Annotated in this window: 18 protein-coding genes; all 18 read right to left on the reverse strand. The window is 53.1% G+C overall.

Annotation, left to right across the window (positions count from 1 at the left end; translation table 11 throughout):
• Positions 1-2: 2 nt before the first annotated feature.
• Positions 3-1,112: a beta-ketoacyl-[acyl-carrier-protein] synthase family protein gene (locus tag D4L85_RS32125; RefSeq protein WP_119758198.1), complete on the reverse strand. Its 1,110-nt coding sequence runs from the start codon at positions 1,110-1,112 to the stop codon at positions 3-5.
• The gene (locus tag D4L85_RS32130) at positions 1,109-1,528 is read right to left on the reverse strand and encodes an acyl-CoA thioesterase (RefSeq protein WP_228450699.1); all 420 of its coding nucleotides are present in this window, start codon (positions 1,526-1,528) and stop codon (positions 1,109-1,111) included. The genes D4L85_RS32125 and D4L85_RS32130 overlap by 4 nt, the downstream gene beginning before the upstream one ends.
• Positions 1,529-1,588: 60 nt before the next feature.
• Positions 1,589-2,227 (reverse strand): hypothetical protein, encoded by a 639-nt coding sequence (locus D4L85_RS32135; protein ID WP_160144140.1) that lies wholly within the window; start codon positions 2,225-2,227, stop codon positions 1,589-1,591.
• A gap of 16 nt (positions 2,228-2,243) precedes the next feature.
• Positions 2,244-2,669: a hotdog family protein gene (locus tag D4L85_RS32140; RefSeq protein WP_119758201.1), complete on the reverse strand. Its 426-nt coding sequence runs from the start codon at positions 2,667-2,669 to the stop codon at positions 2,244-2,246.
• An 18-nt stretch (positions 2,670-2,687) separates the two neighbouring features.
• Positions 2,688-3,572 carry an LpxL/LpxP family acyltransferase gene (locus D4L85_RS32145; RefSeq protein WP_119758202.1) on the reverse strand — a complete coding sequence of 295 codons (885 nt, stop codon included), beginning with the start codon at positions 3,570-3,572 and terminating at the stop codon, positions 2,688-2,690.
• A 7-nt stretch (positions 3,573-3,579) separates the two neighbouring features.
• Positions 3,580-3,834: an acyl carrier protein gene (locus tag D4L85_RS32150; protein ID WP_119758203.1), complete on the reverse strand. Its 255-nt coding sequence runs from the start codon at positions 3,832-3,834 to the stop codon at positions 3,580-3,582.
• 3 nt (positions 3,835-3,837) lie between these two features.
• Entirely contained in the window at positions 3,838-5,061 is a 1,224-nt protein-coding gene (locus D4L85_RS32155; protein WP_119758204.1) for a beta-ketoacyl-[acyl-carrier-protein] synthase family protein, read from the reverse strand.
• 154 nt (positions 5,062-5,215) lie between these two features.
• Positions 5,216-5,944, reverse strand: coding sequence for a flexirubin biosynthesis SDR family reductase FlxB (flxB, locus tag D4L85_RS32160; protein ID WP_119758205.1), 729 nt, complete (start codon positions 5,942-5,944; stop codon positions 5,216-5,218).
• On the reverse strand, positions 5,945-7,486 hold the full coding sequence (flxA, locus tag D4L85_RS32165; protein WP_119758206.1) for a flexirubin biosynthesis tyrosine ammonia-lyase FlxA: 1,542 nt from the start codon (positions 7,484-7,486) through the stop codon (positions 5,945-5,947).
• Between the two features lie 310 nt (positions 7,487-7,796).
• Positions 7,797-8,345, reverse strand: coding sequence for a transposase (locus D4L85_RS32170; protein ID WP_119758207.1), 549 nt, complete (start codon positions 8,343-8,345; stop codon positions 7,797-7,799).
• 319 nt (positions 8,346-8,664) lie between these two features.
• Positions 8,665-9,732 (reverse strand): hypothetical protein, encoded by a 1,068-nt coding sequence (locus D4L85_RS32175; protein WP_160144141.1) that lies wholly within the window; start codon positions 9,730-9,732, stop codon positions 8,665-8,667.
• Positions 9,733-9,886: 154 nt separating this feature from the next.
• Positions 9,887-12,370, reverse strand: a complete 2,484-nt coding sequence (locus D4L85_RS32180) for a GAF domain-containing protein (RefSeq protein ID WP_119758209.1) — start codon at positions 12,368-12,370, stop codon at positions 9,887-9,889.
• A gap of 247 nt (positions 12,371-12,617) precedes the next feature.
• Positions 12,618-13,907 carry a glutamate-1-semialdehyde 2,1-aminomutase gene (hemL, locus tag D4L85_RS32185; RefSeq protein ID WP_119758210.1) on the reverse strand — a complete coding sequence of 430 codons (1,290 nt, stop codon included), beginning with the start codon at positions 13,905-13,907 and terminating at the stop codon, positions 12,618-12,620.
• Positions 13,908-13,997: 90 nt separating this feature from the next.
• Positions 13,998-15,719, reverse strand: coding sequence for an ABC transporter substrate-binding protein (locus D4L85_RS32190; RefSeq protein WP_119758211.1), 1,722 nt, complete (start codon positions 15,717-15,719; stop codon positions 13,998-14,000).
• 145 nt (positions 15,720-15,864) lie between these two features.
• Complete coding sequence (gene guaA, locus D4L85_RS32195) at positions 15,865-17,391, reverse strand: glutamine-hydrolyzing GMP synthase (RefSeq protein WP_119758212.1); 1,527 nt, start codon at positions 17,389-17,391, stop codon at positions 15,865-15,867.
• A gap of 83 nt (positions 17,392-17,474) precedes the next feature.
• Positions 17,475-18,089: an outer membrane beta-barrel protein gene (locus tag D4L85_RS32200; RefSeq protein WP_119758213.1), complete on the reverse strand. Its 615-nt coding sequence runs from the start codon at positions 18,087-18,089 to the stop codon at positions 17,475-17,477.
• A gap of 1 nt (position 18,090) precedes the next feature.
• Positions 18,091-18,714 (reverse strand): DUF4136 domain-containing protein, encoded by a 624-nt coding sequence (locus D4L85_RS32205; RefSeq protein ID WP_160144142.1) that lies wholly within the window; start codon positions 18,712-18,714, stop codon positions 18,091-18,093.
• 232 nt (positions 18,715-18,946) lie between these two features.
• Positions 18,947-19,693, reverse strand: a complete 747-nt coding sequence (locus D4L85_RS32210; protein ID WP_119758215.1) for a phosphatase PAP2 family protein — start codon at positions 19,691-19,693, stop codon at positions 18,947-18,949.
• Between the last annotated feature and the right edge of the window lie 115 nt (positions 19,694-19,808).

The following is a 19,808-nucleotide window of genomic DNA, read 5'->3' on the forward strand; positions in this document are numbered from 1 at the left end:
AGTTATTGTTCCTGTAAAATTATAGCAGCATTGCATCCCCCAAACCCCGACGCTGTTTTCAGGCAGGTTTTCAAAGTGCGTTGCTCCACCGTTCGAATAACATTCACGGACTGCGACGTGCCGGGTGTTTCAAATCCCAGCGACGGTACCAGCTCATTGCGCTTCAGACTTTCAGAACTGATGATCATCTCCACGACACCCGCTGCTCCCAGCGTATGACCGAAATATCCTTTCAAGCTGTGGAGTGGGGTATTTTCCAATCCCACGCGATTAAACGCTTTGGCTTCCATCTCGTCATTGTAGAGCGTGGCGGTGCCGTGGGCGCAGATGAAATCAATATCATTTTCGGTGAGCTCCGATTCCTGCAGCGCCTGGCGGATGGCAAATCCCAATTCTTCACCGGTGCGCGATGGCCCGGAAATGTGGTTGGCGTCGTTGCTCAGTCCACCGCCCAAAATCTCTACCGATGCCGAAACTCCCAATGCTTCCGGTGCCGTGGAAAGGATCATCACCGCAGCACATTCGCCGAGGTTGATGCCTTTGCGCCCCGCGTCAAAGGGCCGACAGGGTTCGGCTGTCAGGGCCTGCAAGCTCTGAAAGCCTGAGATCACAAAACGGTTCAGCACGTCGGCACCCAGCACCACGGCGTGATCGTATTGCCCCGACACCAGCAGCCTTCTCGCGACAATGGTCGCCATCACGCCGGAAATGCAAGCGTTGGAGATCACCGTATGGCTGGGAATGCCAATGCGATCGGCCAGCATGCTGGCAACGGCATGGAGATGAATGCGGGGGTGGTCAGGTTTTCCCTCTTCTAAAAATGAGATATTCCCCTTCGTCGTGGAGAGGATAAAAATCGTACGGTCCTTTGGAAGGGTGACGTTTTGCAAGGCCTGCTGCAATGCGCGATCGCACAAATATTCAAAACGCGACAAGGGCGACTCGGGCAATTTTTCTTGTATCAAGGCACCCGCAAAAATCTGCTGACTCAACGCCGCATCTTCCACGCGGCGGATGCCCGAAATGCCTTTGCGGACTTGTGTGTAGTTTTCTTCCGTGGTCCATCCCAACGGAGACACTATACTGTCAGCCACCATCCACACGCGCTTCATGCGTTGAAGTTCTGTTTTGATTTCCAGGCTTCGAAGAAAGCCGGTGTGGTGAATTGAAGTTCAAATGATTTTGCGTCGACAAACACTTGCGTGGAGGCGCCGGTGGCCACGAGATTCCTGTGGGCCGAATCGAACATGCGGTATTCGAAATGCAGCTTGGCGGCCGGTGTCGGCATGTAGATCGTTTCCACGATCACACTGTCGCCATAACGCAGCGGCTTTTTGTAGTCGCAGTTGACCGACACCACGGGGACGGCCAACCCGTTGCGATAAAAGTCGAGATAGGAAATGCCGTGTACCTTCCCGAACGCCTCGCGGCCGTCTTCAAAATAGCGCAGGTAGTGCCCGTGCCATACGATGCCCAGGGGATCGGCCTCGTTGAAGCGTACAAGGATTTCAGTTTGGTGAATCAGCACAATTGGTTTGTTGTTAAAAATCAAAAAATAAAAAGACAGGTTGCTCCTGTCCTTTGCACGTCAGGGACGATAATATTTTTTACGCCACATTTCAAAGCCGTCTTTTTTGCTACCGACCTTGGCCAGGATCTTGGCTACACAGCCCGCCCAGAAGTTGCGCATGCCCATGCCCGCCGGAGGGCCTACAACGCGCTCGGTGAACAACACTTCCTTGGTGTTGAGGTTGATGAAGGTGACATAGATGGAACCTTCTTCATTTTTTTTATTGAAGCTCTCCACGTTGAACATGAGCCCTATGCCGCTCAAACCGCTCAGATCGTAGCCGGCAATGATTTCGTCGATGTCGGAAACTTTCAAGTGCAGGTAATCTTTTTCTTCATCGGAAAACATGCTCAGCACATCCAGCTCGGCGTTGTGGGCTTTCACCGCCTGCAGGTTGTTCTCCACCTTTGCGCGGCCGATGGCCTTGGCGATGTCGTATTTGTCGTGCTCTTTCAGGATCAGATCATTCCAGGCATCCAACAAATGACGCACGTCCGACTCGGAGCCGAATTTCTCGCGGTCGCCGATAAATTTTGCGTTCGAGAAGTCCAGCCCCAGCCAGGTCACGGGCACCTCGGGGCGAAACACATCGCTCTTGGTTTGCGCCTTCGCGGAGAAGGCTGCCAACACGAAAAACAGGAGTGCGATTCTTTTCATGTTCATATCTCTGGTTTTAGGATTGCAGCTTGGCAAAGATCCGCATCTCGCAAGAGGCCAGCACGTTTCCATTCTGCTCCACTTTACCCTGCACCACCGTGATGTCCAGCACTTTGTTGACGATCTCCACCGATGTGGTGATGGTCGTATTTTCTTTCGGGAGGCCCGCGATCTTCAAGTTCTTTACGGCTGCGATGTAGCCGATGGGAATGGGAATGTTTTTCTTTGAACACTGATAGCCCACGTGCACGGCAGCGGTCTGCGCGATATTCTCCACCAGGCCCGGTTCCATAAACTGGCCAGCGGATACGAAGAGATTTGTGGGGTCAATAGCAAGCTGAGTCACCGCACGGGTGTCGCTTGCTTCCAGCAGGTTGTGCACCATCACAATCGGATTGCGCTGGGGAATGTATTGGAGGATGTCGGTTTGGTTTGCTAACATTGGCAGCGCAAAAATTGATTATTTTCCCCAAAAGTTAAAATAATTAAACCACTGATCGGGGTAGGCCCGCACTTTTTGTTCCAACTCGCCCACAAACGCCGACAGGAGGCGCTCCATGAATTCAGCCTTGGTTTCGTCATCTTTCCGGGTGAGCAGCCCGCTGCCAAAAAAGTGATAGTGTGTCGATGTTTCCTTGAAGGCAAACACGATGGACACCGGCACGCGGAAACTGGCCGACAACAGGAACGGCCCGATGGGGAACGGTGCCTCGTCGCCCAGCAATTTCTTATAGGTGATCTTATTGCCTTCCAGGAACCGGTCGGCATGGAGACAGATCAGCTCGTTGTTCTGCAGGGCCTCGCCCATGGCAAACACGTGCGACATGTCTTCCTTGATGACGATGATGCGCAGGTTGCGGCCACCGGTCACGCTTTCGAGGTAGTCTTTGATACGCTGGTGCTCGCCGTCGAACATGACCACGTTCACCCGGGTGTCGAGGCGGCGCAGCAAGTGGCCCGCAGCTTCCCAGTTGCCCACGTGTGCGCTCAACAAAATACCTCCTTTCCCACCGCGGACGATCTCGCGGAGGTTGTCCTCGCCATCAAAATCGTAGGTAAAGCGGTTCCCAATGCCCGCCATGACCACCACTTTGTCCAGCAACGTCTGGCCAAAGATGTAATAGTTACGATAGACCTTGAAAATGGACTTGAGTACGCCATAGCCGTGACGCCGGCGGAAATAAGCGTAGATGGGACGAGACGAACTCCAGGAAAAAAGAAAATAGTAGAACGCTACAAAGCGCAGGACAAGATAGGCAGGCAAGACACCCAATGTCTTGATGATGAAAACAAAAATCCGATACCCCAACGGGGTGCCTTTGGATTTACCCTGCCAGCGCGGCATACCTTGCTTAGGCTACTTTTTCGCCTACGCGATGCTCGACGTAGTCGTAAAAGCTTTGAAAGGTGTCGATGTTTGTAAAGTCTTCGGGTTTTACTTTGAAACCGAAGTTGCTTTCGATCACTACCACCAGATCAATGTAGTCGAGGCTATCGAGTTCCAGCGTTTCACGCAGGTTGGCTGCCGGCGTGATCTTGCCGGGGTCCACTTCAAACTCGTCTACCAAAAAACCGTTGATCTTGTCAACAATAAATTTTGTTTCCATCACTTATTTGCTCCACTTTTTAACTATCAAAGTCGAATTCGTTCCTCCGAAACCGAAAGAATTAGACAAAAATACATCAATATTTTTATTCATCGTCTTCGCCACAATATTGAGACGTGCTGAATCTTCGTCCGGTGTTTCAAAATTTATGTTTGGCGCAATAAAACCGTTTTCCATCATGAGCATGGAATAGACGATTTCACTTGCGCCGGCCATCCAGCACTCGTGTCCGGTCATAGACTTCGTTGAGCTGACCGGTGTATGGTTTTCTCCAAAAACATCAAATATAGCCTTGGCCTCACTGGCGTCGCCTGCCGGTGTGGAGGTGGCGTGTGCATTTACGTAATCGATTTCGCTGGGCTTGAGGCCCGAACTTTTCATCGCCATGCGCAATGAACGGGCGGGACCTTGCACGGTCGGGTTGGAGATGTGTTCGCCATTGGACGAGAAGCCATAGCCGATCACTTCGGCCAGTATTTTTGCCCCGCGTTTCTGTGCCGACTCCAGGCTCTCCAAAATCACGGTTGCGGCTCCCCCGCTGGGCACCAGGCCGTCGCGGTGTTTGTCGAACGGTCGCGAAGCCGCGGTGGGGTTGTCGTGGCGGATAGAGAAAGCGCCAAGGGCGTCGAAATTGCCCATCGAGTAGACGTTCGTTTCCTGTGCGCCTCCGCAAATGATGCAATCCTGCATGCCGTTGCGAATGAACATGGCGCCCATGCCGATGGCGTGCGATCCGCTGGCGCAGGCGGCGCTCACGGTGAAATTGATTCCTTTCAGCCTGAAAATGGTGGCCAGGTTCATGTTCACGGTCGAGTTGAGCACCTGGAACACGTTGCCGGAGCCCACCATCATGGTGTCTTTCTTTTCGCGGATGATGTCCACGGCCTCGATCACGGGCGCAGCCGAACTGTCGTTGCCATAGATGATGCCCAGCTCGTGGCGGTCGATAAAATCCTGGTCGATGCCGGCGTGGCTCAGGGCCTGGGTGGTGGCCATATAGGCGTACTCCCCTTGTTCAGGCAACATCACCCGGGCGCGGCGGTCCAGCACACCTTTCAGGGCGGGTCTTTCCACAAAACCGGTGAGGCTGGAGCGATAGCCCATCTCCGTACGCTTAGGGTCCAGGATGATTCCGGATTTTCCGGCATACAGCGACTGCTGCACTTCTTCCAGGCTTTTGCCGATGCACGAATAAATCCCCAGACCTGTTATGACGACTCTGTTCATTCAGAATTAATACGCTAAATCACCATGCCGAACACATTTTTATCGGCATGCATACCATTACTTTAATCCGCAAAAATATAGTTTAAATTCGTGATTATCCTAACCACCCTGCGCAAAGTAGACGTATAAAATTCTCTACACTTTGGTCTGGAGATCAGGAGTAAAGCCCCCCGTTGATGGAGATGACGTTTCCGGTGATGTAGGAAGCTTTCATTGAGGCCAGGAACACCACCGCATCGGCCACCTCTTCGGGTTCGCCAAAACGCTTCATGGGCACCAGTGCCTTCAATTCCGCCTCGTTCAAATCCTGCGTCATGTCGGTCTTGATAAACCCCGGAGCCACCGCATTTACGGTCACTCCCCGGCGGGCCACTTCCTGCGCCAATGCCTTGGTGGCACCGATCACGCCGGCCTTTGCCGCCGAGTAGTTGGTCTGTCCCGGCATGCCCTTTAGCCCCGACAACGACACCACGCTCACGATGCGGCCATACTTGTTGGCCAGCATGCCGTTGATCACCTGGCGGGTAACATAATAAAAAGCGTCCAGGCTGGAACCCAGCACGTTCTTCCACTGCTGGTCGGTCATCCAGATCATGAGGGCGTCTTCGCGAATGCCGGCATTGTTCACCAGCACCTCGATGACTTTGTCCTTGTTGCCTTCCACCCAGCCTCCCAACACGGTATCTACATCGGTTTTGTTGCCCACATCGAACTTCAGCGTCTCGGCCGTAACATTCTTCCCGCGCACCAGCTCGGCTGTTTTAGCAGCCTCGGCGTCGTTGCTTTTGTAGTTGATCAGGATATGATAGCCTTGCTCGGCCAGCTTCACGCACACGGCGCGACCTATGCCTCGCGAACCACCGGTAACTAATGCGTATTTCATCTATAATTTTGTAGTTGAACCCAACGTCACCAAATATTTGCGCACGGCCTGGATGTCTTTATACAGCGGCTTATCCTCCAGGACAGGCCCGACTACGGCGCGTACCTCTTCGTAAAATTTATGCGTGAACGACGACAGGCGCGGCTGGCACTTCAGGAAGTCGATCGCTTGCGCCAAGGCGATGGTCTGGATGGCCAGCACATCGAAGCCGTTGTCGATCACCTTGCGGGTCATCAGCGCGGCGTTGCAGCCCATGCTCACGATGTCCTGGTTGTCGTTGTTGTTGGAGATGCTGTGGAGATACATCGGGAACGACAGTGTCTGGTTCTCGGCCGTCGTCGAGGTGGCCGTGAACTGCATGCCCTGCAAGCCCAGGTTCAATCCCAGCGTACCCAGGTTGATGAAAGGCGACAGCTTCTGGTTCAGCTTGTCGTTCAGCAGGTAATTCAACTGGCGTTCCGACAGCATGGTGAGCTTTGTCATCACGATCTTGAGCTTGTCCATGGCCAGCGACACATAGTCGCCGTGGAAGTTGCCGCCGTGGTACACGTTCTCGCGCTCGTGATCGATCACGGGGTTGTCATTCACCGAGTTCACCTCGTCTTCCACCACTTTGCGGACCTCGGCCAACGTATCGTACACCGGTCCCAGAATTTGGGGAACACAGCGCAGCGAGTAGTATTCCTGCACCTTGTCGGTGAAGATAGCCTCTTCGATCTTGCGGTGGTAAAGATGGTCGGGACGCTTGCGGATCAGCTTGCTGTCGGCCAACAGGGTGCGAATGGATGCCGCCACCTTGGATTGGCCGGGGTGATGTTTCACATGGTTCAGCTCCGAGGAGAAGTGGTCGTCGAACGACTTCATCAGCTCGTTGGTGATGGCCGAAAGGATCACCGAGCAAGTGAACAAATATTGGGCATGAATGAGGTTGACCATGCCGATGCCGGTCATGGCCGACGTGCCGTTCATGAGGGCGAGACCTTCGCGAAGGTGCACATCCAGCGGCGTAATTTTGCGGGCGGCGTAAACTTCCTTGGTCGATTGCAACTTACCGTCTACCAGCACTTCACCTTCGCCGATCAGGTTCAGGGCAAGGTGGGCCAACTGCACCAGGTCACCGCTGGCACCCACGCCACCGCGCTCGAAAATGCAGGCTGTGATGCGGGCATTGAGCAGGTCGCGCAAGAGGGAAACGGCGGTAGGGTGAACACCCGAGGAAGCCTGCATGAGGCTGCTCAGGCGTGCGAGCATGGTTGCCCGCGACAAGTCTTCGGCGATGGGCTGGCCTGCACCGGAGCTATGGCTGCGAATGAGGTTGAACTGCAGTTGACGCTGATCGTCTTCGCTGATCTTATATTGTGCCATCGGCCCGAGGCCGGTGTTGATCCCGTAGATGATCTTGTGCTGGGAGTAAGACTTCAGAAAGGTAAAATTGTGCTCCACTTTTTTCACTGCCGCACTGTCCAATTCCACACTCTCTCCCTGGTAGAGAACCTTTTCGAAATCCGCGACTGACAGCCTTCCCTGTCCTACTTTGATCATATGCGCTAAACTGGTTTAAAGATCGAGGTTTAAAACGGGCGCAAAATAGTAAAGACGAGTGTAATAATCACACGAATGGGTTCGTTTAGGGATATTTTGTTTGTTGCAGGCCACATTTTCAACCGCCCGACAAACCGTCACGTATGTCGGTTCCTCTCCCATTCCCATCATTTAACATTCTCCGCCAACAAACACTGCTCCCCACCACTAGCTCGTGCATATGCACCAATCGTCCTTGGTGTCCCACCGACAAGCACCGGTCGCCCTTGTTGGTGTTCTTCACCAACAAGTTTCCTTCCTGTCACTTTATTCAAGCCTGCCACCCATCCTCACCCATCAATATGAACGAGAAATCCCCATCTCCTCTCCCCATTAATATAAAATCCAGCACTGGAATACTTATACTCCTCCGGACATTCACACCATCCCGCTTTGACGGATTCAAGTGGATATAATCGATCTTTTGCCACATCACCTTTTCCGACCAAAGAGAAATCACCAGTGAATTCCTTTCCCAAATCTGATATCTTCGATCTTTTGCTCCGACTAGCAATTCTCCTTGAAGGGGTGAATTTTCATTTCTCAAAATTTTGAGAATTTGTTGGCTTGTAAATCTCAAAAAATCGCGTTGAACATTTGCCCTGGAATGATCGCCTAGAATTTGCCAAATCAAATGCATATGGTTTTGCATGATGACGAAGGCATAGATGATCACACGATTCGCCTTGTTTAAGAAAGATAAACTGGAGATGACTATATCTTTAAAGCGATCATCCGCTAGTACGGGTTTCCAATCCAGGCAAGTGATGGTGACGAATTCAGGATGGGTTTTGGCGTAAACTATGTTTCCTCTTTCCATGGTGATGAAAATTTAACCTTGAATACTGCAATGATTTTGCAGTGGTGGATTTTTATAGAAACGTTTATGCTTGACAGACTTTGGCGGAGAGTGCCGAACTGAGGCGACCAAAAAGTCGATTGATAAATTTCATGTGAGGTGCCAGAAACTTGTTGGTGAAGAACACCAACAAGGGCGGCAGGGAATATTTAGGGGTTGCAATGCTGGGCGACTTTGTGACGAGGGCCAAAACTGGAGCGATCAAAAAAGTTAATGGATGAATTTCATGTGGGACGCCCGGAACTTGTTGGTGAAGAACACCAACAAAGGCGACGGGGTGTTACTTCCCGAACGACTCCACTTTATAATCCAGGTTTGTTCCGAACACGGGGAAGCTGATCTTTAGCATGGCGTAGAAGCCTTTGCCTTCAAAGCTGGGGCGGTAGCCAACTTCGCCGCCATACGACCAGCTGAACATGCGGTTGAAGCGACCGTCCATGCCGAGGCGGAAGCCGAGCATTTTGGTTTTAAGGGGGCTGATGTCGTAGGTGTGGGTGCCGGCGTTGGGGCTGTTAGGGTCGGTGTCGGTGTAGACGATGTTGTCTACTTTTATGGAAGGTGATACGAGCACGTCGAAGTAGGCGGTGAAGATGAGGTCGTCGAGGCCTTCTTCAAATTTGTCGAAGTTGACGGCCACGTTCTTGATCCAGGTCATGGATCCTCCCACATACAATCCTTTGGAGGCAATGTTACTGAACACATCGAACGATTCGTTGCGGCCGTTCACAAACTTGGTCATGGGTAGGCCAACACCTTCGGAGTTTTTCAGGTCTGCATTGGTCAGGTTTTGTGCCTTGAGGGCACGGCCGATATCGGCTGAACTGTCCCAGATGATGCCGCCCAGTCTGGCGCCGTAGATCTTGCGCACTTTGCAGGGTACTTCAGCATTGAGGGGAACGCGGGCCGCCCATTTGTTGCCTTTGTAGCTGTTCTTGTAGAGGAACATCTTGGTTTTGGAGCTTTCCTCGAAATCCTTGATGTGATAGGTGCCGCCGAATTCATAGTAGTTGAATACTTCGGCGCGGTTGTCTACATCGCTTTTCTTAACGGCCAGGTCGCGGGCAAAGTCGAAGAACTGTTGGCTATAGCTCTTGCGGAAGGCCACCCTGAAATCGGCTTTGTCCTTGTGATAGTAGACCGCTTCGGCGCCGAAGCCGGCCGTGACGTTGGTCACGAACATCTCGGCGTAGAGGGGTTGAATGCCCACGAACAGTTTGTTGACCGAATAGGGTTCGTCGTATAGCTCTTCGTAGGTAACGGCGGTTTTATCCTTTCGTTCGCCCTGTGCAAAAAGATTGACGGAAGCCGTCAAAAACACAGCTATTAAGATTAAAAAGCGATGGTTCATAACCTTCGTAAATTGGGTATAATAGGTAAAAGTAATAAATCTCCGGCTAAAAATTAGCCCCTATACATACGGCTAGCCCGACAGATGTAATACTTTGATGCAAAATCACCTCGTTTGGAGCCTCGCAGGGTCTCCATTCCGGCCATCATCCAACCTAGTTCGCCCCTTTCTCCAGGCGTTTCTTCAGCTCTTCCAACTCCTTCAGCTTCGCAATGACATCGGCTTCCTTGCGCTTGCGGTCGGTAATATCCTCGAACATACCCAATACGGCCACTACTTCGCCGTGCTTGTTGGCAACGGGCACTTTACTGGTCAATACCCACGATTCCTCACCGGCGCTGTTCACGTTGCGTTCCTCTTGGTCCAGGCGGGGCACTCTGCTGTTCATCACCGCCAGGTCGTCTGCGCGGTAGGCCTCGGCGTGTTCCTTCCAGGGCATGTCGAAGTCGGTGCGACCGACCATGTCCTTGTAAGATTTGAGACCGGCCACCTGGGCAAAGATGCGGTTGGCTCCCTGGAAGCGCAGGTCCTTGTCTTTCCAGAACACGGCGCGGGGAATGTTGTCGATGATGGCCTGCATGGTTTCCTGGTCGTCGCCGAGCTTGTCCAGCATGAGGTTGATCTTGGCGGTGTTGTAGGCCACGGTGAGCAGATCGGCACATGATTTCAGGAACTCCACGTCCTCTTCGGTCCACTCCTTTTGTTCGTTCTGTTGTTCGCAGCAGATCACGCCGGCGATCTTGCCTTCGTTGAAGAAGGGCACGTCCAGCATGGATTGAATGCCCAGGGGCCTCAGATACACGTCCGTGAACTCGCGGGTAGCGGCATGGGTATGCGCATCGTTGGCAATGATGATCTCTTCACTGGTAACAGCTTCGAAGTAGCCCGGGAAGTCACGACCGTGCAACTCCGATCCCGATTCGAATGTGCCTTTGCTATGCTGATATAATTTCTCTTGACGGATCTTGTTTTCCTTGGAATGATAGGTCCAGATGCTGCTGCGCGACACGCCCAACTGACGGCTGATGGTGCTGGTGATCTTCTCCAGCGACGCATTCCAGTTACCGTCCTGGATATCCTTGTTCTTGGTGAGTTCCATCAGCACGGTGCGGTTCTTCTGGCTGATCTCGTTGCGCCGTTTCTCGCCGTCGAGCATGTTTTGGATGTGCTTTTCCTTGCGGCGCATTTCTTCCTGCGTGGCTTCCAGCTCTTCCATGTTCTGGCGCATTTCTTCTTCCTGAGCGCGCATTTCTTCGGCTTGTTGTTGCGTGCGCTCCAGCAGGAGGCGTGTGCTTTCGCTGATGCGTACCGAAGAGATGGTGGACGCGATGCTCTCCGTTAGTTTCTCGACCAATTCAATTTCGTGTGGCTCGTATTTTCCAAAGGTGGCGAGTTCCATCACACCAAAGATCTTCTCGTTCACCTTGAGCGGCACCAGCAACAGGGCGTTGGGTGTCGACCCTCCTAAACCCGAGGTGATGGTGACGTACTCCGACGGCACTTCCAGCAAGTAGATGCGCTCGCCTTCGAGGAAGCTCTGGCCTACCAGCCCTTCGCCAACCCCGACTTGTTTCTTCAGAAATTTCTTGCGTTCAAAAGCGTAGCACGCCACCAGCTCCAGGAACTTGTCGCCCTCGCTTTCTTCGTTGAGGACAAACAGACCTCCCTGGTTGCTCTTGGTATATTTTACGACAAACTTGATGATGTTGTCGAACAGTTCTTCGGTGGTGCCCGTGGAGGCACGTAAGATTTCTCCGATTTGTGCTAGTCCGGAGGTCGACCAGTTCCGGCGGCGGTCTTCTTCGGCGTTCACGCGGAGTTTGTCGCGCATGGTGAGCAGGGTGGTGCCCAGAGAACCGCTGCTTTCTTCGTTCAGGTCCAGGTCGGCTGTGTAGTTGCCCGCGGAGATGGCTTCGATAAAGCCCGAGAGCGACGCCACGGCACGGCCTTGCTGCTCAGAACGCGATTCATGCTCGACGACCAATTTTGTAGCGCTGCTTTGCAGGCGATACAGAAATAAGCACAGGGCTCCAAAGGCCACGACCAACAGGACGATGGACAACCAGGAGAGCATGCTTAGCGAAGAAGTATCACCCGATACGCCTTGCTGAATGTGGTCGACCAGCCTGTCGAGGGAGGTCAGGAAAGATTCGAATGTCGCATCAAATTGCTGATCGGCTGCGTCGCCGGCGTGGCTTCCGGCAACGGCTGCCGTACTGTCGGTGGCGGCGATGCCGGCCTTCCGGTGCGTGTGGCGATCTTGTGCCGACTCGATTACTTTCTCTATAGCAAAGATGGATTCTTTCAGTAATGCTTTGGTTTCTTCATCGTTGATCGTACCCAGGTTACCGGCCTCGGTTTGCTTGCCGTCGTAGGTACCTTGCAAGATGGCTGCCGAGGTTTTCAGCGGGCCTACTACATCGCGCTCGAAGTTGAGGCTTTCATCGCCGCCCATCAGCTCTTCGAACGACAGGTGGGCTTTGGTGACGCGGTTCTCGATGTTGTCTCCCAGGGTGATGAAGGGAAGTTTCTGTTGGTAGGTGGAGAGTGTTCTGCGTTGAACATAACCGATAAGAAGGGTTATGATCAGGCCCGTGAGGGCAAATCCGATGGTGTACTTGAGGGCACGATTTCTCATTGGCGCTACAGGATGATCGTAGTTTTAGGTCGTTAAAAGACGAGGAATGCTTTTGTTCAAAAGTTAGGTAATTATAGGGGGAAAAGAAAAGATTTGAAAGCTGACGCAATCCGAATCAACCGTTTTAAATGTAGGAAAAGAGCGCATTTTCAACGAATTGACCAACCTAAACCTGCACCGTTCGCCTGCCCCGAAGAACACGGGACGTTTGCCGGTTGTAGGAATATTGACAGAACGTTCAAAAACATCACAACGCTTTCAACGCATGCTCGCTCGCCTGCAACACCCTGCCCACAGCCGCATCATCGATGGCCGCCGAAACAAACATGGCTTCGTATTGCGAGGGTGCCATGTAGATGCCCTGCTGGAGCATGGACTGAAAATATTTTGCGAACTGCAACGTGTCTGAAGTCTTGGCCGTGTCGAAATCGATCACGATCTGGTCGGTGAAAAAGAGCGTGAACATGGAGCCCACCTGGTTGACGGTGTAGTTCAGTCCCTTCTTAAAAAGTTGTTGCCGGATGCCCCCCACGATCGCACTGGTGGCCGTGTTGATCTGGTGATAGACCGAAGGATTGTTTTTTAATTCCTTCAACATCGCCAACCCTGCCGCCATGGCCAAAGGATTGCCCGACAACGTGCCGGCCTGGTAGATCGGTCCCGCCGGCGACACCGCTTCCATGATCTCTTTTCTTCCGCCATAGGCCCCTACCGGCAAACCTCCACCGATGATCTTGCCCAGCGTCGTGAGATCCGGAGTGATGTTGTATAGCTCCTGTGCTCCCCCAAAGGCCAGCCGGAAGCCGGTCATCACTTCATCGAAGATGAGGAGGATCTTGTGTTTGTCGCACAGTGCGCGCAAGCCTTGCAGGTAGCCGGGCTGAGGCGCCACGCAACCCATGTTGCCCACGACCGGCTCCAGGATGATGGCGGCCACTTCGCCGTGGTTTTCTTCCACCAGCTTCTCCATCGCACGCATGTCGTTGAAGGGTGCGATCAGGGTGTCCTTCGCTGTGCCTTTCGTAACACCGGGACTATCGGGGGTGCCAAAGGTCATGGCACCGCTGCCGGCAGCGATCAGGAACGAGTCGCCGTGACCGTGGTAACAGCCTTCCATTTTGATGATCTTGTCGCGACCGGTGAAACCTCTCGCGACGCGTATGGCCGACATCGTGGCTTCTGTGCCGGAGTTCACCATGCGCACTTTTTCTACGGAGGGAATGATCGAGCAGATCAGTTCTGCCATTTCCACTTCTCTTGCCGTGGGCGCTCCGAACGATGGCGACGTGGCCAAGGCTTCTTTTACCGCTTCCTCCACTGCCGGGTGGGCATGCCCCAGGATCATGGGTCCCCAGGAATTGATGAGGTCTATAAATTCGTTGCCATCCTCGTCGTACAGGAATGCGCCCTTGGCACGCTTCATAAACAACGGGTTACCCCCGACGGCACGAAAAGCCCTGACGGGAGAGTTTACTCCGCCGGGGATGAAATGTTTGGCGCGTTCAAAAAGGGATTTGCTCTTGGAAAAATCTTTCATGGTGAAATAGGTTATCGCTCCACGCCGTTGCACAGCGACGTCATGGAAATTTGTTGTCAGTAGGTAAAATCGAAAGGTTTCATGGTTCGATCACCGGCGCTCCAGCACCTTCATCTCGCCTTCTTCAAAGCGGACAAACGGCACCAGCTCGTTGCTTCGGCCTTGCTGATAGTTGTAGCCTTCGGTGATGTTGCCGGGAATGATGCCTTCCTTGGTCAAGGCATCCTGGAAATACACGCCGTTCTTCTTCAGCTCGTTGCCCACGAAGAGCATATACGCATAGCCCAAGGCTGCGTAGTTTGACGGCGCACGGCCGTGGGTCTTGATATATTTCCGAACAAAGGTCTTTGCAAGGGGTTTCCTCTGATCCACAAAGTTCGGCGAGGCCAACACGACGGCAAGGTTCTGAAATTTCTCCAGGTCCACGGCGGTTTGGTCCAGCCAGGTTTCAGATCCCAGCACGGTGATGTTGTCTTTGCGCGTTTCGATGCTGCTCAGCACTTTGGCATAAATGAGGGCATCGTCGGAGGCAACATAGATGCTGCCTACGCTGTCTTTTTTCAGCGTGAATTGTTTGGGGTAGTGAAACTCGTCGTACTCCGTGGGGGTGGCCAACGTGGTAAAGATCGCCTGCGAACCTTCCTTCGACACACGATAGGATTGCATGATCTTGAAATTTTTCTCCTTGGCGGCCTGCATGAAGTTGGCGGCCAACACAGAGTCCCGCTTGCTGCTGCCATAGAACACCAGGCAGTTTTTCTTTTTCACGTTGGCGGCCATGAACTCACCCGACTTCCGTCCCAGGATCTCCAGCGAAGGCTGGTATAAAAACGCATAGGGATTATTTCCGATAAGCTCGCTGTTGTTGTGCACCGGGTTGAACACGTTGATGCGGTTGGCCAGCGAGAAGTCGGTAATGAGTTTGCTTTCTTCCATGAAGAACGGGCCGGCAATGAGGTCGGTGCTCTTCAGCTCGTCGGTGTTGAGGATCGTTTTGATCTTCTCCAGGCTGCGTTCCGTGTCGTAGGCGCGGAAGCTGATCTTCACTCCTTGTTTGGCCAGCGTGTCTACGGCCAGCTTCATGCCCTCATACAGGTCCAGCACGCTTTGGTTGCGCTTCTTGACGGGTGAGGCATCCAGCGTGTTGACCATAAAAGGCAATAACGCGGAGACTGTATACGTATCTTTAAAATAAGACTTGGGGGCTTCGGGAATAAAGTTGGCGCGATCGAGACTAAATTTTTTGATGACCGATTCCAGCAATTCTTTGTCTTCCGGGGTGGCCGGGTTTTTCGACAACGCTGTGGCTAGGGCCGTGCCCACGATCGCATCTTTGGGATACTCCTCCAACATCATGCGAAGGGTCTCTACGTCGGTGATGGCGCTGATGTTCTTGGCTTTGATGGCTTCGGCATCCTGTTGTAATTTCTTGTCTTGCAAGCCGGCAAACATTTTCAGTCCCTGGAAATAATCTTTCTCTTCGAGATTGATCTTCCCCAGCCAGAAGTTCACTTCGTCCATTTTGTCCCACGTGGGATGCAGGGTTCTGATTTGGGTGAGGGTGGACTTGGCGACAGCTTTATAATTTTGATTGTAGGCTGCCAGTGCATAGAAGAACGACGCGTATTCGGAAAAGGGATTGCCTGTGCTGTAGGGCATCAGCGGTTTGAAGCTTTCCATCGCCAGGTTCCATTTACCTTCGCGGAACAAGGTCTTGGCGTTGAAGTATTGCTTCGTAAAATCCACTTGTGCAAAGGCGGCGCTTTGCAGACATGCTATCAGAACAAAAAATAAAACTCCTTTTCTCAGCATAGTATTGACGTTAAAAAATAAGCGGTCGCATCGGTGTGAAGAGCGCTGGTGTCTGGCATCATCCGTCTGGCATCGTCCGTGTGCGCTCCCCGTGATCTTGTTGGTGAAGAACCCCAACAAGGGCGGCGGTGGGCGGCAAGGGCGATTATTCCCACTCGATGGTTGCCGGCGGTTTGGAGCTGATGTCGTAGACCACGCGGTTTACGCCTTTCACTTTATTGATGATGTCGCTCGACACGTTTGCTAAAAATTCGTAGGGCAAGTGCGCCCAGTCGGCCGTCATGCCGTCGGTGCTGGTCACGGCGCGGAGGCTCACTACGCGTTCGTAGGTGCGTTCGTCGCCCATGACACCCACCGATTGCACGGGGAGCAACATGGCGCCGGCTTGCCACACCTTGTCGTAGAGGCCGCTTTCGCGCAGGCCGCCGATGAAGATGCTGTCCACCTCCTGGAGGATGCGCACTTTGTCGGCCGTGATGTCGCCTAGGATGCGGATGCCGAGGCCCGGTCCGGGGAACGGATGGCGTCCCAGGATGGTGGGATCTATGCCCAACGTCTTGCCTACGATGCGTACCTCATCCTTGAAGAGGGTGTTCAACGGTTCCACGATCTTCAGCTTCATCTTCTCCGGAAGCCCCCCCACATTGTGGTGCGACTTGATGGTTTGGGATGGACCGTTCACCGACACCGACTCGATCACGTCGGGATAGATGGTGCCTTGCCCCAGCCACTTCACATCCTGGATAAGATGGGCTTCTTCGTCGAACACTTCAATAAAAGTTCTGCCAATGGCTTTACGCTTCGCCTCCGGTTCGGTAAGGTCTTTCAACGCCGCGTAGAATTTCTCGCGCGCATCCACACCTTTGATGTTCAGGCCCATGTGCTGGTAGGAATCCAGCACTTGCTGGAACTCGTTCTTGCGCAGCAGCCCGTTGTCTACAAAAATACAATGCAGGTTCTTGCCAATAGCTTTGTGAATGAGGGTGGCCGCCACGGTCGAATCCACGCCGCCCGACAACGCCATCACTACCTGGTCGTTGCCCAGTTTAGCCTTCAGATCGGCGATGGTGCTTTCTACAAACTGGTCGGGCGTCCAATCCTGGGCACAGCCACAGATGTGGACCACGAAATTGCGCAGCAGGTTCTTGCCTTCGATGGTGTGCGTCACTTCGGGGTGAAATTGAATACCCCAAACGGCTTTGTCTTTTATTTTAAAGGCCGCCACCGCAACTGACGGGGTGGTGGCAATGATCTCAAAATTTGAAGGTACCGAAGCGATGGTGTCGGCGTGCGACATCCACACCTGGGTGTCAAGGGACATTTCTTTTAACAGGTCGTTGTGATGGTCTACGGTGGACAGGCGGGCCCGGCCATATTCCCGCATCTGGGATGGCAACACGTTGCCGCCTCCGAGGTGGGCAATCAGTTGGGCGCCATAGCACACTCCCAGCACGGGCACTTTTTCAAACGCAGAAAGGTCTACGCTGGGTGCACCGTTGTCACGCACCGAGCAGGGACTTCCCGAAAGGATCACGCCTTTGATGTCGGGGGTGAGTTTGGGGACTTTGTTGAAGGGGTGGATCTCGCAATACACGTTCAATTCTCTCACCCGGCGGGCGATCAATTGGGTGTATTGGGAACCGAAATCGAGGATCAGGATCTGTTGCGACATGGCTGCAAAGATAACAGAAGCCTCCGCGTGAGAACACCCGCGCCGCAAAAAATTCTAGGATCTGTAAATCAATGATTTAGCCCTTACCACTGCATAGACATGATGCCCACCGAAACCCCCACCGCCGAGAAACTGCTGTAGTTGTAGTCGTTGCTCTTGTTGGTGGAATAATCGTAATGGACGGCAGCCATCAACCCGATGCGCTTCCGTGTGCTGATGCGCAACAAAATACCGGCTTCCGGGCGGGCCAAAAAGCCCCAGGCCGCATGCTGGTCTTTATAAATATTGTAGAAAACCGTGTACTTATTCTGATTTGCGCCCAATCCCATCCCCACATAGCTGAAGAAGCGTTCGTTGGTGCTCTTGTGAAAATAATACTGGCCGCTGGCAGCAAAAGACAGTTGGTAGATGTAGTTGAAGTAGTCGGTGGTGATCGCCCCGGCCTCTTGCTGAAAGGTTTGCGTGGGTTTGTACTCGCTAAAGGTAGCCCAGCTCACGTCCAAACCCGCCGAAAACTGGCGTTGCGATCCGAAGACAGCCCTGTACCCGCCCCGGAAGCCCCGGGTGGAGGTGGAGCCGATCCAGTTCGTGTTGGTCATCGGCGTGTTGATGTCCCAGTTCACAAAGAAGTAATTGTCTTGCGCCTGCACCAGCCCGCATCCACAGGCCAGCGCGATGATGATCGCTATCTTTTTCATGTTATCTGCCGATGTAAGGTGATTGATGGAAAGCCTGGTCGACGGCGTCGAGGGACTGCTGGACCAGGTTGATGGTGCTATACACGTCGCCCATGTAGGCCGTCCAGAGCACCCTCACCTTTTTGTCGGCGCCGATGTTTTTCAGGTCCACGATCTCGACCACCAGGGCACCCGTGTTTTGTGCATAGGTAGTGATGTAAGGATAATTATAATAGGATCCGTAATAGCCGTAGTAGGATGGATAATAATAGCTGGGATAGACCACCTGTTGAAACAGGTTGTAGTCGTTCACCACATACACGTTGATGCCCAGGTCGGGGTTGGCGTTCTTTTCCACACGGGTGTAGCCCACCTTGTTCAAGTTCGTTCCCACTTGGGTGAGCACCGGGCGGGGATAGCCAGGAGTGTCGTGCTCGGTCAGGATCGTATCGTTAGGGTTGGCGTTGGAGATAAACCCGATGGTATCGGTGGAGATGGAATAGGTGGCGTAGTCGGTGAAGTTGACTTCGGTGTCGTAGTGAGTTTGCACGACCAACTGGTCCAGCAATTTCATGCTGTCGGGCGTGGGCTCGCAAGCCCAGGCTAACGCCACGACAAGGGCGAATAAAAAGACGGTCTTTTTCATATTCATTTTCCTGAAAATAAAACGCATAAAGGCGGGGGCAAATTGCATCTTTCCTCCTTTAGACACATTATGGGGGCGAATGGTTTAAGGGGTGGAGGGAAAACCAGAAAAAAGATACTACAAATAACAAGTATCAGACAACAATGTTTACAGCGCCGCCGGCGCAAATACTCTGGCGATACATGTTAACTAGCTTCTGAACAAATCAGACTCCTGCTATACGCCACGAGAGTCATCGAATCGGTATGGAGACATACAACCCCATTGCCTTTTGTCCATACGATGGAATGATCGTTGCACCGGAAAGGTGTTTGTGATGTTTGCCCCATTTATACTGATGCGTGAGATAGGCCAGGTTGGTGGACAATATGCCGATGCCCGCTCCCGCCAGCACGTCGGACATCCAGTGCCGGTTGTTGAGTACCCGCAGCACACCGATGCCGGTAGCCGTGGTGTAGCCGAGAACGCTATAGAGCGGGTGCTCCCTCCCATATTCTTTGTGCAGAAACGTGGCGGCGGCGAAGGCCTGCGCCGTGTGCCCCGAAGGAAATGACGTGGGCGCACCGGTGTCGGGCCTGGGGACGGCGGTCAGTTTTTTTAGGGGCAATACAAGCGCGGCCATGATCAACTCCGACTTGATCAATAACACGGTGCGGTTGGCAAAGTCGTGTTCACCTTTCACGCCCAGGGCATTCAATCCGTATACAGCAACGATGGGAGCATATTGGAGATAATCATCTACGTGCGTCCGGAACCTGGGCAGGTGTTCGTTGCGCTCTTCCTCAATTTCGAACCGGTCGAGTACTTCGTTGTCGGTCATGGACACAAGTCCCGCGCCGATCAACACGGAGGGCACAACCACCACTTTTTTCCAGGCCTGGTGGCGATGCGTTGTGTCTGCGATCGACTGGGCCGGCAGCAGCTTCGTGGTCAGGCATGCACTCAGCAAAAATAGAACGACGTAGTGTCTGCGGATCATACGGATGGCGGCACCCTAGTATTTACCCTAGTGCCCACGGGTGGCTCGTTTTGTGTTTCTCAAAAGAAGAGACCGATTTTGTAGAATTTCTGGATACCATCGCAAGCCAAAGGAG

The sequence above is a fragment of the Chryseolinea soli genome, from assembly GCF_003589925.1.
GTDB lineage: Bacteria > Bacteroidota > Bacteroidia > Cytophagales > Cyclobacteriaceae > Chryseolinea > Chryseolinea soli.

Bases quoted from the DNA above. Each gene is read 5' to 3' on its own strand.
- D4L85_RS32125 (WP_119758198.1), bottom strand. From the start codon at position 1,112: ATGAAGCGCGTGTGGATGGTGGCTGACAGTATAGTGTCTCCGTTGGGA.
- D4L85_RS32135 (WP_160144140.1), bottom strand. From the start codon at position 2,227: ATGAAAAGAATCGCACTCCTGTTTTTCGTGTTGGCAGCCTTCTCCGCG.
- D4L85_RS32140 (WP_119758201.1), bottom strand. From the start codon at position 2,669: ATGTTAGCAAACCAAACCGACATCCTCCAATACATTCCCCAGCGCAAT.
- D4L85_RS32145 (WP_119758202.1), bottom strand. From the start codon at position 3,572: ATGCCGCGCTGGCAGGGTAAATCCAAAGGCACCCCGTTGGGGTATCGG.
- D4L85_RS32150 (WP_119758203.1), bottom strand. From the start codon at position 3,834: ATGGAAACAAAATTTATTGTTGACAAGATCAACGGTTTTTTGGTAGAC.
- D4L85_RS32155 (WP_119758204.1), bottom strand. From the start codon at position 5,061: ATGAACAGAGTCGTCATAACAGGTCTGGGGATTTATTCGTGCATCGGC.
- flxB (WP_119758205.1), bottom strand. From the start codon at position 5,944: ATGAAATACGCATTAGTTACCGGTGGTTCGCGAGGCATAGGTCGCGCC.
- flxA (WP_119758206.1), bottom strand. From the start codon at position 7,486: ATGATCAAAGTAGGACAGGGAAGGCTGTCAGTCGCGGATTTCGAAAAG.
- D4L85_RS32170 (WP_119758207.1), bottom strand. From the start codon at position 8,345: ATGGAAAGAGGAAACATAGTTTACGCCAAAACCCATCCTGAATTCGTC.
- D4L85_RS32175 (WP_160144141.1), bottom strand. From the start codon at position 9,732: ATGAACCATCGCTTTTTAATCTTAATAGCTGTGTTTTTGACGGCTTCC.
- D4L85_RS32180 (WP_119758209.1), bottom strand. From the start codon at position 12,370: ATGAGAAATCGTGCCCTCAAGTACACCATCGGATTTGCCCTCACGGGC.
- hemL (WP_119758210.1), bottom strand. From the start codon at position 13,907: ATGAAAGATTTTTCCAAGAGCAAATCCCTTTTTGAACGCGCCAAACAT.
- D4L85_RS32190 (WP_119758211.1), bottom strand. From the start codon at position 15,719: ATGCTGAGAAAAGGAGTTTTATTTTTTGTTCTGATAGCATGTCTGCAA.
- guaA (WP_119758212.1), bottom strand. From the start codon at position 17,391: ATGTCGCAACAGATCCTGATCCTCGATTTCGGTTCCCAATACACCCAA.
- D4L85_RS32200 (WP_119758213.1), bottom strand. From the start codon at position 18,089: ATGAAAAAGATAGCGATCATCATCGCGCTGGCCTGTGGATGCGGGCTG.
- D4L85_RS32205 (WP_160144142.1), bottom strand. From the start codon at position 18,714: ATGAAAAAGACCGTCTTTTTATTCGCCCTTGTCGTGGCGTTAGCCTGG.
- D4L85_RS32210 (WP_119758215.1), bottom strand. From the start codon at position 19,693: ATGATCCGCAGACACTACGTCGTTCTATTTTTGCTGAGTGCATGCCTG.